Raw genomic sequence first — 14,802 nt, 5'->3', positions numbered from 1 at the left:
CGTCGGTGTCAGCGGGCCGGCACTTCGGCTTCCCCCAGGTCCCAGTACAGCCCGGCCATCATCGCCAGACCTTCCCGGGCGATCGCCACCGGCAGGTGCTCGTTGGGCGCATGCTGCGAGCAGGACGGATAGGAGTGCGGGACCCAGACGGTCCGCATGCCGAGGATCTCGGAGAAGGTGTCGTTCGGCAGGGAGCCGCCCAGGTTGGGCAGGATCGCCGGCTTCTTCCCCGTCGTCCGGGCGATCGAGTCCACGGCCCAGGTCACCCAGGGGTCCTCCGGATCCAGGCGCGTCGCCCGGAAGATCTCCTCCCGCGACAGAGCGGCCTGCACCATCGGGAAGCCGTGCCGGTCCAGGTGCCGGCGCACGGCGGGAAGCACGGCCTGGGCATCGACCCCCACGACGAAGCGGAGCTGAAGGCGCGCCCAGGCGCGCGGCGGGATGGCGTTGACCGGCGTCTTCGGATTGCCGGTCTCATAGGCCAGCACCTCCAGCGAACACCAGCCGAACACCCGCTCGGCCGGAGTCAGGCCGGGCTCGCCCCACCAGGGCTCGACGGCGGGACCGTCCGGTCCGCCGTCCACCTCGCAGTCGGCAAGCGCCCGGCGAACGCTCGCGGGCACCTCGGCCGGCACCAGCTCGGGCACCCGGATCTGACCGGTCGGGCCGACCAGGCTGGCGATGGCGTGGGCGAGCTGGATGCCGGGGTTGGACAGCAGGCCGCCCCAGTTGCCGGAATGATGCCCGCCATCCCGCGCGTCGATCCACAGGTCGAAGGTGACGCCGCCGCGCGAGCCGAGGAAGACGGTCGGCCGCTCCGCCGAGAGCCGGGGACCGTCGGAGGCGATCAGCACGTCGGCGGCCAGCCGGTCCCGGTGCTCGGTGCAGACTTCCCGCAGGCCCGGCGAACCGGTCTCCTCGCCCATCTCGATCAGGTACTTGGCGTTGAAGCCCAGTTTCCCCCGGGTTTCCAGCACCGCCTTGAGGCCGCCGAGATTGATCGAGTGCTGGCCCTTGTTGTCCACGACGCCGCGCCCGTACCAGCGGTCGCCGACCTCGCGCATCTCCCAGGGCGACAGCCCCTCGCTCCAGCCGTCGTCCAGGCCCCGGATCACGTCGCCGTGGCCGTAGCCAAGGACGGTCGGGCGCGACCTGTCCTCGATCCGCTCGGCGATCAGGAACGGCCCCCCGGCGCGCTCGTGCCGGACGGTATCGCAGGTGAAGCCCAGGGCTTCGAGCGCCGGCCGCATCTCCTCCTCGACATAGGCGTCGAGCAGGGGCTTCCGCTCGGGGTTCTGGCTTTCGGTCCGCAAGGCGACACGGCGGGCGAGGTCCGTGCGGAAGGCGCCGGAATCGAAATAGTCTGTCGCACGGGCGATGGCGGCGTCGCGGCTCATGACGGGCGGTTTCCCTGGTTGTTGGCAGTGTTGTAGTCCGGATCGTGCAGGTGGCAGGCGACGAGGCCCGCCGGGTGCTGCCCCAGCGCGCGCGGCACGACCGTCGCGCAAGGGCCGAAGGCGTTGGGGCATCGCGGATGGAAGACGCAGCCCGAAGGCGGGTTCAGCGGGTCGGGGAAGGCCAGGCCAAGCCCGGTCTCGGGGATGCCCAGCCCCGGCTCCGGCGTCAGGATCGACGCCAGCAGCGCCGTCGTATAGGGGTGGCGCGGATTTGCGAACAGCTCGGCAGTCTCAGCCAGTTCGACGACGCGGCCCAGATACATCACGGCGACCCGGGTGGCGATGTGCTCGACCACGGCCAGGTTGTGGCTGATGAAGACGTAGGTGAGGTTCAGTTCGCGCCGCAGGTCCAGCAGCAGGTTCAGGATCTGCGACTGGACGGAGACATCGAGCGCCGAGGTCGGCTCGTCGCAGACCACGATCTCCGGCTTCATCACCAAGGCCCGCGCGATGGCGACGCGCTGGCGCTGGCCGCCCGACAGCTCGCTGGGATAGCGGTCGGCGAAGCGTGCCGGCAGGCCGACCAGGTCCATCATCTCCAGCGCCCGCCGCCGCCGCTCGGCGGCGGTGCCGATGCCGTGGACGTCGAGCGGGAACGACACGATGGAGGCGATCCGCCGGCGCGGGTTCAGCGAGGAGTAGGGGTCCTGGAACACCGGCTGGACCTGACGCGCCACGGCGCGGCGGTCCAGTGTCGACAGCTCGCGCCCCTGGAAGCTGATCGTCCCGGTCGAGGGCGGCAGCAGGCCCAGCAGGATGCGGGCCAGGGTGGACTTGCCGCAGCCGGACTCGCCGACGATCCCCAGCACCTCGCCCTTACGGATGGTCAGGTCGATGCCGTTGACCGCGTGAAGCGTGCGCTTCCGGTTGAACAGGCCGGCGCCGACCTTGAACGAGCGGGTGACGCCTTTTGCTTCGATAAGGGGCGCTTCGATAAGCGGAGTCTCTGCAAGTGCGGTCATGCGTCCTCCAGGATGCAGCGCCAGGCGTGCTCGCCCTGTGTCTTCACGGGCGGGGTCTCGGCACAGACGGGCCGGGCGTGGGGACAGCGATCGCGGAAGGGGCAGCCCTGGATCCCGCCGACCAGCGACGGGACCACGCCGGGGATCACGCCCAGCCGCTCGCCGGGTTTGGTCCTGCCCGGCAACGGGATGCAGTCCATCAGCCCCTGGGTATAGGGGTGGCGCGGGTGGGTGAAGATCTCGGCCGCCGTGCCGTTCTCCACGACCTCGCCGGCATACATCACGGCGACCCGGTCGGCGATGCGGCCGACCACTCCCAGGTCGTGGGTGATCAGGACCAGGGCGATGCCCAGCTCGCGCTGCAATTCGGCGAGCAGGCGCAGGATCTGCGCCTGGATCGTCACGTCCAGCGCCGTCGTCGGCTCGTCGGCGATCACCAGGTCGGGGCCGCACATCAGCGCCATGGCGATCATGATGCGCTGCCTCAGCCCGCCGGAGAGCTGGTGCGGATACTGGCCCAGCCGGTCGCCGGCCGCGGCGATGCCGACCTTCTCCAGCAGGTGGACCGCCCGCTCGCGGGCCTCCGCAGCACCCGCCTTCTTGTGGCGGCGATAGCCCTCGGTCAGCTGGTCGCCGATCGTGTAGGCCGGGTTCAGCGCGGTCATCGGTTCCTGGAAGATCATCGCCATGCGGTTGCCGCGCAGCGCGTTGACGGCGCCCTTGCCGCTGCGGGCGAGATCGACGCCGTCGAACGCCAGCCGCGAGACGCGGCGGGTCGCCGCCCGGGGCAGCAGGTCCATGATGGCGAGCGAGGTTACCGACTTGCCGCAGCCGGATTCACCGACCAGGCACAGCGTCTCGCCGCGCCCGACCGAGAACGACACGTCGCGGACGGCTTGCAGGGTTCCCCCGGCGGTCCTGATGTCGACCGACAGGTTCGCCACTTCCAGGATGGGACGGGTCATGGTCAGCCCCGTCCTTCCGGCGCCACGACGTCGCGCAGCCCGTCGCCCGCCAGGTTGATCGACAGCACCAGCAGCGCCAGCAGGGTTCCGGGTATCGCGATCAGCCAGAACGAGAAGAACATGTAGGTCTTCGCTTCCGAGATCATCAGACCCCAGGAGGGCAGCGGCGGCTGCACGCCCAGGCCGAGGAAGGACAGCGCCGCTTCCAGCAGGATGGCGCTCGCCGCTTCGAGCGTGGCGACGACGATCAGCTGGGGGAAGACGTTGGGCAGGATCTCGCCCAGGATGATCCGCGGCGTCGAGGCGCCGGCCGCCTCCGCCGCCGTCACGTAGTCGAGCGCGCGGGCCTGCTGGGTGGCGCTCCGCATGACGACCGCGAAGCGGTCCCACTTGAGCAGGCCCAGCACCAGGATCACCACCGGCAGCGAGCCGCCGACCATGGCGACCACGGCCAGCGCCACCAGGATCACCGGCATGGCGAGCCGGGTCGTGATCAGGAAAGTCACGATCAGATCGGCCTTACCGCCGAAATAGCCCGCCAGCAGCCCCAGGGTCGTGCCGATCAGGCCGGAGATGACCATCACCGACAGGCCGATCAGCAGCGAAATGCGGGCGCCGTAGAGCAGGCGGGAGAGATAGTCGCGGCCCAGGTTGTCGGTGCCGAGCAGGTGTTCCCAGCCGCCCTTGGCGTACCAGAACGGCGGGACCATGCGCTGCGACAGGTTCTGGGCATAGGGATCGTGCGGCGCCAGCACGGGCGCCAGCAGGGCCACCGCGACGATGACGAGCAGCAGCCCGACGCCGAAGACGAAGCTCTTCTGGCCGAACATGCGCCGGCGCAGCCGGGCTCCGGCGCTCAGCTCGGCCACCGCGGCGGCGCTGGATGGGGCGGAGGTGGCGGGAGGAAATGCTGTTCCGGTCATGGCTCAAGCCACCCGAATCCGCGGATCGAGCCAGGCATTGGCGATGTCTCCCAGAAGCGTGAGCAGCACGTAGATCACCGACAGCATCACCACCACGGCCTGGATCACCGGGAAGTCCTTGTGGGTGATGCTCTGGTAGGCGAGGAACCCCAGCCCATCCAGGGCGAAGATGGTCTCGATCACCACCGACCCGCCGAGCAGGTATCCGAGCTGGACGGCGGACAGCGCCACCACCGGGACGATGGCGTTGCGCAGCGCGTGCTTGAACACGACCGTGCGGGTCGGCAGTCCCTTGGCGCGCGCCGTCCGCACGTAGTCGGCCGACAGCACCTCGACCATGCCGGCCCGGACCAGCCGCATGAAGGCGGGCGCCGCGTAGTAGCCCAGCGCCACCGTCGGCATCACGAAATGCAGCCAGCTTCCCGAGCCGGAGACCGGCAGCCAGCGGAACGTGATCGAGAACAGCATGACCAGCAGCAGCGCGAAGAAGAAGTTCGGCATGGCCTGCCCGAACACCGCGACGGCGAGCGCCGCCCGGTCGATCCAGCTGTTGGCGAAGACCGCCGCCAGCACGCCCAGCGGGATCGCGACCAGCAGCGCGAACGCCAGCGAGAGCAGCCCCAGGAGCAGCGTCACCGGCGCCTTGGCGAGCACCAGGTCGACCACGTCGGTCTTGAAATAGAGCGACTGCCCGAAATCGCCGCCCAGCGTCTGCCCCAGCCAGATCAGGTATTGCACCGCCAGCGGCCGGTCCAGCCCGTAGGCCTGCCGGATCGCCTCGATATCGATGTCCCGTGCGCCCTCGCCGGCGATGGCGATGGCGGCATCGCCCGAGGTGCGCAGCAGGACGAAGGATATGATCGAGACGGTGAGCGCCACGAGCAGCGCGAGGCCAAGCCTCTTGATGATGAAAAGTGCCAAGTCGAGGTCCTTTTCTGCGAAAGGCGGACGGGACGCCGTCCAGGCTCCAGTCGGCGCCCCGCCCGACGGAGGGGCCTCAGTTCCAGGTCATCTCCCAGAAGCGCGGCATCTCGTCGGCGTAAGCCTTGAACTCGAGGTCCTTGGCCGCGACGTAGTAGACGGGAAGCGAGTAGAGCGGCACCGCGTAGGCCCGCTCGGCGATCAGCGCCAGCGCCTTGCCGTAGGCTTCCTTCCGCGCTTCCGGATCGACGCTGGTGTCGCCCTTCTGGAGCAAGTCGCGCACCTCCGGGTCGCGCGTGATGTCGTCGCTCTCGAACTTGAAATAGACCGGCGTCGAGGCGGACACGTCGTTGACCGAGAACGAGCCCCAGGTCTGGTGCGTCAGCATGGCCTTGTTGCCGCGGATCTGTTCCCGCATGGCCGCGTATTGCAGGAAGTTGAGGTTCGCCTTGATACCGGCAGCCTGGAGATAGCCGATCATGGCCTCGGTCTGGTTGCGCTCCCGATAGGCCACGATGTTCAGCTCGATCCCGTTGGGGAATCTGGCCTCCTTCAGCAGCTGCCGGGCCTTCGCCGGATCGTACTCGTAGCGCGGCGCGCCCTCGTCGGTGCAGCCGAACTGCTCGGGGAAGCAGATTGTGTGGATCACCCGCGACCCGGCGCCGACGATCTCCTTGACCATGGTCTCGCGGTCGATCGCGTGGATGATCGCACGGCGCACCCGCTCGTCCTTCAGGGCCGGCGCCGGCGTGTTGTCCAGGGTGTTCATCTGCATGAAGACGATGCGCATCGTCTCGCCGCTGACGACCTTCAGGTGCGGCACCATTCCGATCTGATCGGCCTGGTCCTTGGGCACGTGCATGATCAGGTCGACGCCCTCGGACAGCACCTCGGCCATCTGGGTCTGGCGGTCGGGGATGAAGCGGATCTCGACCGTCTCGATCGGCCCCTGCTTCTTGGGCGAGTCCTTGAAGTAGTCCGGGTTCTTCTCCAGCGTGATCGACTTGCCCATCTCGTGCGCGGCCACGCGGAAGGGGCCGGTACCGACCGGCTTCTGGTTCTGGCCCTGCGGGCCGACCTTGGCGTAATACTCATTGGGGTGCATGACCACCGGGCCGGACAGGTACTCGATCGCGGCCGGGAAGACCTGCTTGGTCGTCACCCGGACCTTGTACTTGTCCAGCTTCTCCGCTTTCTCGATCCAGGCGACGTTCTGCTGGGTCGTGACGCCGCTATCCGGCTTGGAAACGAAGTTTAGGGTATAGACGACATCGTCGGCGTCGAACTCCTCGCCGTTGTGGAACTTGACGCCCTCGCGCAGGTCGAACTCCAGCGTCCGGTCGTCGACCTGCCGCCAGGATTTCGCGAGCTGCCCCTTGTACTCGCCCGTATCAGGGTCGCGGTAGATCAGCGTGTCCCAGACATGCTGGCCGATGATGACGCCGATCCGGACGTTGTTGAAGAAGGGATCGACGTTCTCCGGAGCCTGGTCGTAGGCGAGATGGACGCTGTTGTCGGATTTTCCGGCCAGGGCCGGCTGGGCGAGCAAGCCGGTGCCCGCCAGAAGGGCCGCCGCGAGCAGGCCGATACGCATCTTCCCAGTGCCTATTGTCATCGTCGGTCTCCCTCCGTTGCTTGCTGTGCGCATGCCGATGAAGTCTCCCTGGGGACGTTTTCCGTCCGTTGCCTTTTCGGGTAGCCGTGCGATAGCGTATTGCATGGCGATACGGATTTGTGATCATTTAATACCGTATATTATTTGCGGGCAACCCCAATAATCAGCCCTATGGAGCATCCATGACGCGGGACGCATTGCTGGTGCAGTCGGTGGAGAAGGCGCTGCGCGTCCTCCAGGCGTTCGACGGCGGAAACCGTTTCCTCGGGCTGACGGAGATCGCGGCCCGCTGCGGCGTGGACAAAAGCGCCGCCCAGCGCTTCGCCCACACGCTCCATCTCGCGGGGTATCTGGAGAAATGCCCGGAAACACGGCGCTACGGCCTCGGCAAGCGGCTGCTGGAGGTCACCTACAACTATCTCCGCTCCAACCCGCTGATCGAGGCGGCGACCCCCGCGCTGATCGAACTGCGGCGGTTTTCCGGGCAGCACATCAAGCTGTCGCTGTTCGACGACACCAGCGTCATCTACGCGATCCGGCAGCAGAGCGAGCGGGAGTATTTCGCGGCCTCGCTGGTCGGCCGCCGGGTGCCGACCTTCTGCGCCGCGGGCGGCCGGGCAATCCTGGCGGAGCTGGAGCCCGCCCGCGCGGCCGACATCGTCGCGCGCTCCGACCTGGCTCCGCTCACGCCCAAGACGCTGGTGGACCCAAACCTCCTGCTGGAGGAAATCGCCGCCGTCCGGCGCCAGGGGTACGCGGTGGCGGCGGAGCAGGTGCTGCTGGGCGAGGTGGTGATCGGCGCCGCCGTGATCGACGCCGGCGGCAGCCCGGTCGCGGCGGTCCATATCGCGGGCTCGCTGGCGGAATGGACGCCGGAGGAATACGCCCGCAAATTCGCCGGTCCGGCGATCGAGACGGCCCAGGCGCTCAGCCGGGCCACCGTCAAACGAATCAGGGAAGCATCATGAAAGACGCGAACGAACACGAGATCCGGGCTTGGCTGGCCGAGCGGGAACCCGCCATGCTGGCGCTGCTGGCCGAATTGGTCAACATCGACAGCGGCTCCTACGACAAGCCCGGTGTGGACGCCGTCGGCGCGCGGCTGGTCCAATTCTTCCAATCCGTCGGGATCGCCGTCCGGACCGAGCCGGTCGCGGAACGTGGCGACGCCATGCGCATGGCCACGGTTCCGGACCATGCCGGCTTGGACCATGCCGGCCGGAATTTCCTACTGATGGGCCACCGCGATACCGTGTTCCCCAAGGGCGAGGCGTCGCGCCGGCCCTTCCGCATGGAGGGTGGCCGGGCCTATGGCCCCGGTGTCGCCGACATGAAGGGCGGGCTGGTCATGAACGCCTTCGTCATGGCGGCCTTCAGGCAATTAGCACCCGGCATCCCGCTGGTCGCCCTGATGACCGGGGACGAGGAGATCGGCTCGCTCGCCTCTCGGCCCTTCATCGAGCGGGAAGCCAGAAAAGCCCGCGCGGTCTTCAACGCCGAGCCGGGGCGCGTGTCCGGCAACGTGGTCACCGGGCGCAAGGGTGGGCTCCACTTCACCTTCGAGGTGACGGGGAAGGCGGCCCATTCCGGCGTCAACTTCACGGACGGCGCCAGCGCCATCGGGGAGATGGCGCACAAGATCGTGGCCCTGCACGGCCTTACCCGCGTGCCCGAGGGCATCACCGTGAATGTCGGGCTTGCCGGCGGCGGCCAGTCGCACAACACCACGGCTCCCCATGCCAGGGGCGAGATCGACACCCGCTACGTGACCAACGACCAGCGCGACCATCTCGTCGCCTCGGTGGAGCGGATCATGGCGGAGGTCCAGGTGCCCGGCACCCGCTCCCGCGCGACCCTGCTGAGCGAGTTCCTGCCGCTGGTGCCGACGCCCGCGAGCGAGGCGGTGACCGGCGCCTATCTCTCCGTCGCCGCCGAACTCGGCCACCCGATCTCGGGCGAGTTCACCGGCGGGTGCGCCGATTCCGGTTTCACCGCCAGCCTGGGAGCGCCTACCCTCTGCGGCACCGGCCCGGTCGGCGGCAGGGCCCATACCGCGGACGAGTATATCGAGGTTCCCTCCCTGCTCGCCCGTGCCCAGATCCTTGCCACGACCGTTCTGAGGATGGCCCGCCCTGCCTGACCCGGCGGCTATCGCGGAAACGATGTGTACTCCGCTTTGGAATTCCCCTCCTCATGAACCCAGGTATCGGTGAAATCCTCTGGCGGGACATCCAAGATGAAGCATTGTACAGAAGCCGGTGGGTCAAGTCGGTGTCGCTCGATAAGGATGTACTCCACAGCGACCCCTGGCGATCATCGCCATCCTCTCGCCGACCTTGCCCGGCTCTGAAAGCCGCTTCACGCGGGCAAGATCGAGCTACGCTAATCCGCGCAGTCTCTTCACCTCCTGAGAGTGATCGGAGCCCGAGGGTGCTCCATCGGGAGGACGCCCTCCTGTTCCGCCATCTGTTCCATCCTGCGGGCGGCGGAAAAGAAGGTGGCCGCGGCTTGGGCATCGCCCTGGTTCAGCGCGCGCAGACCCAGGCTTCGGGTCGCCTTCGCATGCATTATCCAGTCGTTGTGCGTGAGCATGTCTTTCACCGGACAGGGAAGGTGGTTGCTTGATCTTGGGCGGGCAACAAGGCTCGGGTACGGTCCTTATTCGGCTGGTGACTGGCCCGGCAGCCAGTCGCCGGTCTCGAACGGTCGCTGTGGAGTAGCCTTTACAGCCGTCGGCGCTTGCTGCGGGCGTACTCGGAAAGCGGCGGCATAAAGCGCCGGGACGAAATACAAGGTCAGCAGCGTGGCGCTCGCCAGTCCACCCATGATCGCGACCGCCATGGGTCCCCAGAAGGCGGTGCGGGCCAGCGGGATCATGGCGAGGATGGCGGCTGCCGCCGTCAGAAGGATAGGGCGGGCGCGACGCACGGTCGCGTCGATCACCGCATCCCACGGAGCCATGCCCGACTCCCTGTCCTGCTTGATCTGATCGACCAGAATGACGGAGTTCCGCATGATGATCCCCGACAGGGCGATGGTGCCGAGCGTGGCGACGAAACCGAACGGCATGCCGGTCAGCAGCAGGCTGGCCGTCACGCCGATCAATCCCAGCGGCGCCGTCAGCAGCACCAGCGCCACCAGCGAGAAGCGCTGAAGCTGGATCATCAGCATGCCAAGGATCGCCAGCAGCATCAGCGGCAGGACCTTGACCAGCGAGGCGTTGCCCTTGGCGCTCGCCTCGGCGGCGCCACCGACCTCGATCCTGTATCCGTCGGGCATGACGGCGCGGATGGCGTCGAGTTGGCGATCTATGGCGGCACTGACCATGGGGGGCTGAAGTCCGCCCGTCACGTCGCCCCGGACGGTCATCACGGTCTGGCGCGATCTCCGCCACAGGACCGGCTCCTCCAACTCATAGTGAATTGTCGCAATCTGTCCGAGTGGCACCCAACCCCCTTGCGCGGTCGGGATGGGAATGTTCAGGTCGCGCCATTGGCCCAGGTCCAGGCGTTCTTCGGGCGCCGCCCTCATCACGACATCGATCAGTTCGGTTCCTTCGCGATATTGCGTGGTCACGGCCCCCGACAGCAGCACCTGGAGGACACGGGCCAGATCGTCCCGTGTGAACCCCAGCGCCTGCGCCTTTGCCGGATCGACCTGGATGCGGACGCGCTTCGCGAGTTCGTCCCAGTCCAGGTTGACGTTGGTGAGGTTGGCGTTGCCGTGCAGGGTGTCGCGGACCCGGTAGGCAAAGTCGCGGAGCATCGCCGGATCGCCGCCGATCACCCGGAATTGGACCGGGTATCCGACCGGCGGGCCGACTTCAAGCCGGCTGACCCGGATGCGGGCGGCCGGGAAGTCCTGCGGTGCCCGCGCCATGATCTCGCGGGCAAGCGCGTCGCGCTCGGCGATGCCTTTCGCCATGATGACGACCTGCGCGAAGTTGGCGTTCTGAAGCTGCTTGTCGAAGGTCAGGAAGAAGCGGGGCGACCCGGCGCCGGTATAGACGGTCCAGTCCGCGACGGCGTCCCGGCTCTCCAGGAACTTCTCCATCCTCGACACTTCGGCGGCGGTCGCCTCGAACGAGGAGCCTTCCGCCAGACGGATATCGACAACCAGTTCGAGGCGGCTGGAACTCGGAAAGAACTGGCGCGGCACATGGCCGAAGCCGATCACCGAGGCGATGAAGGCGGCGACGGTCACGCCGATGGTCACCCAGCGCGCCCGGACGCAGATCTCTATCGAATGCCGCAGCCAGCGGTAGATCCTGGTGTCGTAGATGCCGTCCTGGTCGCCGCCGGAATGCGTCCTGCCGGAATGCGCCTTGCTCCTGCCGCGCGGCAGCAGATGGTATCCCAGATAGGGCGTCACGAGCACGGCGACGACCCACGACAGCAGCAGCGCCACCGTCACGACCCAGAAGATCGAGTTCGTGTATTCGCCCGACGACGATCTGGCCAACCCGATGGGGAGGAAGCCCGCAGCCGTGACGACGGTGCCGGTCAGCATCGGGAATGCGGTCGAGCGGTAGGCGAAGCTGCCGGCTTCCATCCGACTCCAGCCCTGCCTCATCTTCACGGCCATGATCTCGACCGCGATGATCGCGTCGTCCACCAGCAGTCCCAATGCGATTATCAGCGCGCCCAATGAAATCCGGTGCAGGTCGATGCCCATCCACAGCATCGAGACCAGCGTCAGGCCAAGCACCAGCGGCACGGCGAAGGCGACGACGACGCCCGCCCGCCAGCCCAGGCTGATGAAGCTGACGACCAGGACGATGGCGACCGCTTCCACCAGCGACCGGACGAAATGGTCGATCGACGTGTCCACCACCTCGGCCTGATTGGCGACGGCGCCGACCTCGACCCCAGCCGGCAGGTTGGCCTTGATCTGCTCCATCGCCGCATCCAGTGCCGATCCCAGCGCAAGGACGTTCCGCCCCTTGGCCATGACGATGCCAAGCCCGATCGCGTCGCGGCCCCGGAACCGCATGGTCTCGACCTTGGGATCGACATAGCCTCGCCTGACCTCCGCGACGTCGCCGACGGTCATCAGCCGGCCGGCGGATTCGATGGGAATCGCGCGGATGGCCTCCACGCCGGCGAAATCGGCCTCGACCCGGACGAAGACGCGGGCGGCACCCGCATCGACCGACCCCGAGGGCAGGACCGTGTTGTTGCGGCGGATCGCCTGGATCACCTGCTCGCCCGAGACGCCGTAGGACGCCAGCCGGCGGCTGGACAGCTCGACATAGATCTTCTCTTCCTGGACGCCGAACAGATCGATCTTCTCGACCCCCTCGACCTTCAACAGTCTGGCCCGGACCTCCTCGACGATCTTCTTCATCTGCGCCGGAGAATAGTCTTCGCCCATGAAAGCCTGGATGAACGAATAGACGTCGCCGAACTCGTCGTTGAAGAACGGCCCGGCGATCCCCGCCGGCAGTGTGTCGCGGATGTCCCCGACCTTCTTCCGCGCCTGATACCACAGGTCCTGGACCTGCTCGGCCGGCGTGAAGTCCTTCAGGGTGAGGATGACGACGGATTCACCCGGCTTGGAATAGCTGCGGGTGAAGTCGTAATAGGGCATCTCCTCCAGCTTCTTTTCGATCGGATCGGTAACCAGCCGCTCGACCTCGTCGGCGGTGGCGCCGGGCCACGCCGTCCGGATCGTCATGGCTTTCCAGGTATAGGAGGGGTCTTCGGCACGTCCCAGGCTGAAATAGGCCAACAGGCCGGCGGCGGCGGACGCCAGGATCATGAAGAGCACCAGCGTCTGGTGCGTCAGTGCCCAGGCCGACAGGTTTCCGCGCATCGGGATCTTGCTGTTCATCGCACCGGCTCCGTCCAGACGCGCACTTTCTGCGTCTCGTAAAGCTTATGGACGCCCGCCGTGACGACGCGGTCGCCCTGCTCCAGCCCGTCCAGCACGGTCACCCGGTCGCCGGAATAGCCGCCTATGCCGATCGGCCGGAGCGCCACGCCGTTACCCTCGGCGTTCAGCACCCACATGGCGGGTTTGCCGTCCTGCTTGGCCAGCGCCGTCATCGGCAGCCGCGCGACATCGCCCTGCCCCGCCGTCGTAACGACCAGGCTGGCGGTCATGCCCAACTGGATGCCGGGGGGTGGAGCGTCAAGCGCGATCCTCGCCTGATATGTCCGCGTCGCGGCATCGGCGCTCGGCGCCAGTTCGCGAAGCCGGCCCTTGATCGAAATGCCAGGCATCGACCACAGCTCGGCGGTCAGATCGGACTGATCGAGCATACCGACCTGGGATTCCGGAACGTTGGCGAGAACTTCCAGTTCGCCGGCTCTCGCGATCCGGAAGACGGTCTGTCCCTGTGACACGACCTGCCCCGGCTCGACCAGCACCGAGGTCACCCGTCCGGGACCGTCGGCTATCAAGGTGGCGTAGCGGGCGTTGTCCCGTGCGATGCCGAGCTGCGCATCCAGTTCCCGGATCGCGGCATCGGCCGTTTCGACCGCGGCCCGGCGCTTGTCATATTCCTGGGCGGTAGCCCAGCCCTTCGCGTGGAGCTTAGCGTAGCGAGCGAACTCGCTCTTCGCGTTGGCGGCCAGGGCAAGGGCCGATCGCCGCTGCGCCTCCGCCGCCCGGACGCGGGCGTCCAGATCGGCGGGATCCAGTCGTGCCAGCGGCGTTCCCGCCTGGACCGGGGCACCGACATCGACAAGCCGTTCGACGACTTTGCCGCCGACGCGGAAGCCGATATCGGCTTCGATCCGCGGACGGATCACGGCGGCATAGCGCTGGACGCGCGAGGCGGGCTCCAGTTTCACCGTCTCGACCCGGACCGGCGTGGGCGGAGCCGCCGGCGCGGCGACTGTCGTCTGGTCGCAGCCAGTCAGCGCCAATGCCATGCCGACAAGCGCCGCCGCGGGCGCCGCGAAGGGGCGTCGCAGATAATGAACTCGCATGTCTCTCAATCCGGGCAAGGGAGGAACGGTCGCCTCGCCTCCCCATCCACGGTGGAACGGGAAGACGAGGCGCTGGACAGCCTATTTCGCGGCCACCGCCGCTTCGGTTTCGCCATCGGCGGGACGCTCCAGCACCGCAAGCGCCATGGCCGATCCCATCAGTTCGTGGACCCTGGCGGTCGGATACTGTTCGTTGAAGAAGACGAACTTATCGAAGTCGCATTTCCCGGCCGGCTTCAGCGCCATGCAGCTGTCGGTCATGTTGGTGAAGCCGAATTCTTCGCCATGGGCCGCCACGTTCTTGACGAAACGGCTGAATTCCCAGCGGATCAGCTCGAACGACTTCTCCTTCTCGACCTTGTCCAGCATCGTGTTGAACTTGGCGTTGTAGCTGTCGGACATTCGGGTGGCCCAGGCCTGCGGACCCGCTCCCATGCCGCGCACCGCCGGCGCCATGCCGACATCGATGAAGTCCGGCGCCATGATCGTCCTGGCTCCCGCCGCCACAAGCTCATGGATCGCGGTCTCGATCCCGGCGACCGCCTTGTCGAGCATCGCTTCCGCCTTCTGCGGGTCGGGCGTCATCGCCGCCATGACGACGTCGTTGCCGCCGATGAACACGAAGTACAGCGCGTCCGGATCGGCCTTGCCGCCCCGGCTGTCGAGATGGGCGCTGATCTGGGCCGGCAGGTCATGGGGACCGTTGCCGCCGGCCAGCGCGTCCACGACGGCGTAATTGGTGCCCTGGGGCTTCTTGGCCTGCTTGACGAGGTGCATGGACGGTTTCGCCTCCAGTCCGAGCCGTTCCGCCAGCACGTCGATGGCCACCGGGCCGTTGGTGGTGCGGTTCTTGTAGAACGGCGCCGGCATGTCGCCCTTGACCGAGCTGAAGTTGCCGGTGTCGGTCAGAGCACCGCTGAAAGCGACGAGCTGCGTGAAGGGCTTGGCTTGCGCTGTTACCGGCAGCAGCAGGAGTGCTAAGGCGGAAACGGAGACTTTCAGGAACGCATTCATGGTTTCTTCC

At 67.3% G+C, this 14,802-nt stretch carries 12 protein-coding genes; 2 read left to right on the top strand and 10 right to left on the bottom strand.

Annotated elements, in window-relative coordinates; all coding sequences use genetic code 11:
* Nucleotides 1-8 precede the first annotated feature (8 nt).
* The 6 genes from N826_RS26620 to N826_RS26595 all read right to left on the bottom strand — a co-directional run bounded on the left by N826_RS26620 (nt 9) and on the right by N826_RS26595 (nt 6,843).
* Nucleotides 9-1,397 carry a M20 family metallopeptidase gene (locus N826_RS26620; RefSeq protein WP_044433750.1) on the bottom strand — a complete coding sequence of 463 codons (1,389 nt, stop codon included), beginning with the start codon at nt 1,395-1,397 and terminating at the stop codon, nt 9-11.
* Complete coding sequence (locus tag N826_RS26615) at nt 1,394-2,419, bottom strand: ABC transporter ATP-binding protein (RefSeq protein WP_044433749.1); 1,026 nt, start codon at nt 2,417-2,419, stop codon at nt 1,394-1,396. Before N826_RS26615 ends, N826_RS26620 begins: the two co-directional genes overlap by 4 nt.
* A complete protein-coding gene (locus tag N826_RS26610) occupies nt 2,416-3,384 on the bottom strand; it encodes an ABC transporter ATP-binding protein (RefSeq protein ID WP_044433747.1) in 969 nt (322 codons plus the stop codon). Before N826_RS26610 ends, N826_RS26615 begins: the two co-directional genes overlap by 4 nt.
* Before the next feature lie 2 nt (nt 3,385-3,386).
* On the bottom strand, nt 3,387-4,307 hold the full coding sequence (locus N826_RS26605) for an ABC transporter permease (RefSeq protein WP_044433745.1): 921 nt from the start codon (nt 4,305-4,307) through the stop codon (nt 3,387-3,389).
* 3 nt (nt 4,308-4,310) lie between these two features.
* Nucleotides 4,311-5,228, bottom strand: coding sequence for an ABC transporter permease (locus tag N826_RS26600; RefSeq protein WP_044433743.1), 918 nt, complete (start codon nt 5,226-5,228; stop codon nt 4,311-4,313).
* 76 nt (nt 5,229-5,304) lie between these two features.
* On the bottom strand, nt 5,305-6,843 hold the full coding sequence (locus tag N826_RS26595; RefSeq protein WP_244619591.1) for an ABC transporter substrate-binding protein: 1,539 nt from the start codon (nt 6,841-6,843) through the stop codon (nt 5,305-5,307).
* Between the two features lie 182 nt (nt 6,844-7,025).
* On the opposite strand from N826_RS26595, the gene N826_RS26590 reads away from it, so the two are divergent.
* Nucleotides 7,026-7,811 carry an IclR family transcriptional regulator gene (locus tag N826_RS26590; RefSeq protein ID WP_044433740.1) on the top strand — a complete coding sequence of 262 codons (786 nt, stop codon included), beginning with the start codon at nt 7,026-7,028 and terminating at the stop codon, nt 7,809-7,811.
* A complete protein-coding gene (locus N826_RS26585) occupies nt 7,808-8,983 on the top strand; it encodes a M20 family metallopeptidase (RefSeq protein ID WP_044433738.1) in 1,176 nt (391 codons plus the stop codon). The genes N826_RS26590 and N826_RS26585 overlap by 4 nt, the downstream gene beginning before the upstream one ends.
* Before the next feature lie 260 nt (nt 8,984-9,243).
* On the opposite strand, the gene N826_RS26580 is transcribed toward N826_RS26585, so the two are convergent.
* The 4 genes from N826_RS26580 to N826_RS26565 form a co-directional block, all read right to left on the bottom strand.
* Nucleotides 9,244-9,435 carry a hypothetical protein gene (locus N826_RS26580; protein WP_044433736.1) on the bottom strand — a complete coding sequence of 64 codons (192 nt, stop codon included), beginning with the start codon at nt 9,433-9,435 and terminating at the stop codon, nt 9,244-9,246.
* 66 nt (nt 9,436-9,501) lie between these two features.
* On the bottom strand, nt 9,502-12,675 hold the full coding sequence (locus N826_RS26575) for an efflux RND transporter permease subunit (RefSeq protein ID WP_063772327.1): 3,174 nt from the start codon (nt 12,673-12,675) through the stop codon (nt 9,502-9,504).
* Nucleotides 12,672-13,778 carry an efflux RND transporter periplasmic adaptor subunit gene (locus N826_RS26570; protein ID WP_044433734.1) on the bottom strand — a complete coding sequence of 369 codons (1,107 nt, stop codon included), beginning with the start codon at nt 13,776-13,778 and terminating at the stop codon, nt 12,672-12,674. Before N826_RS26570 ends, N826_RS26575 begins: the two co-directional genes overlap by 4 nt.
* An 81-nt stretch (nt 13,779-13,859) precedes the next feature.
* Nucleotides 13,860-14,792 carry an SGNH/GDSL hydrolase family protein gene (locus tag N826_RS26565; RefSeq protein WP_147040680.1) on the bottom strand — a complete coding sequence of 311 codons (933 nt, stop codon included), beginning with the start codon at nt 14,790-14,792 and terminating at the stop codon, nt 13,860-13,862.
* Nucleotides 14,793-14,802 lie beyond the last annotated feature (10 nt).

The sequence above is a fragment of the Skermanella aerolata KACC 11604 genome, assembly GCF_000936425.1.
Classification (GTDB): domain Bacteria; phylum Pseudomonadota; class Alphaproteobacteria; order Azospirillales; family Azospirillaceae; genus Skermanella; species Skermanella aerolata.
The sequence above is the reverse complement of the archived record's forward strand: the minus strand, read 5'-3'. Positions and strand labels throughout refer to the sequence as shown.

Excerpts from the sequence above, each read along its gene's own strand:
- N826_RS26620 (WP_044433750.1), bottom strand. The coding sequence starts at position 1,397 with ATGAGCCGCGACGCCGCCATCGCCCGTGCGACAGACTATTTCGATTCC.
- N826_RS26615 (WP_044433749.1), bottom strand. The coding sequence starts at position 2,419 with ATGACCGCACTTGCAGAGACTCCGCTTATCGAAGCGCCCCTTATCGAA.
- N826_RS26610 (WP_044433747.1), bottom strand. The coding sequence starts at position 3,384 with ATGACCCGTCCCATCCTGGAAGTGGCGAACCTGTCGGTCGACATCAGG.
- N826_RS26605 (WP_044433745.1), bottom strand. The coding sequence starts at position 4,307 with ATGACCGGAACAGCATTTCCTCCCGCCACCTCCGCCCCATCCAGCGCC.
- N826_RS26595 (WP_244619591.1), bottom strand. The coding sequence starts at position 6,843 with ATGACAATAGGCACTGGGAAGATGCGTATCGGCCTGCTCGCGGCGGCC.
- N826_RS26590 (WP_044433740.1), top strand. The coding sequence starts at position 7,026 with ATGACGCGGGACGCATTGCTGGTGCAGTCGGTGGAGAAGGCGCTGCGC.
- N826_RS26585 (WP_044433738.1), top strand. The coding sequence starts at position 7,808 with ATGAAAGACGCGAACGAACACGAGATCCGGGCTTGGCTGGCCGAGCGG.
- N826_RS26580 (WP_044433736.1), bottom strand. The coding sequence starts at position 9,435 with ATGCTCACGCACAACGACTGGATAATGCATGCGAAGGCGACCCGAAGC.
- N826_RS26575 (WP_063772327.1), bottom strand. The coding sequence starts at position 12,675 with ATGAACAGCAAGATCCCGATGCGCGGAAACCTGTCGGCCTGGGCACTG.
- N826_RS26570 (WP_044433734.1), bottom strand. The coding sequence starts at position 13,778 with ATGCGAGTTCATTATCTGCGACGCCCCTTCGCGGCGCCCGCGGCGGCG.
- N826_RS26565 (WP_147040680.1), bottom strand. The coding sequence starts at position 14,792 with ATGAATGCGTTCCTGAAAGTCTCCGTTTCCGCCTTAGCACTCCTGCTG.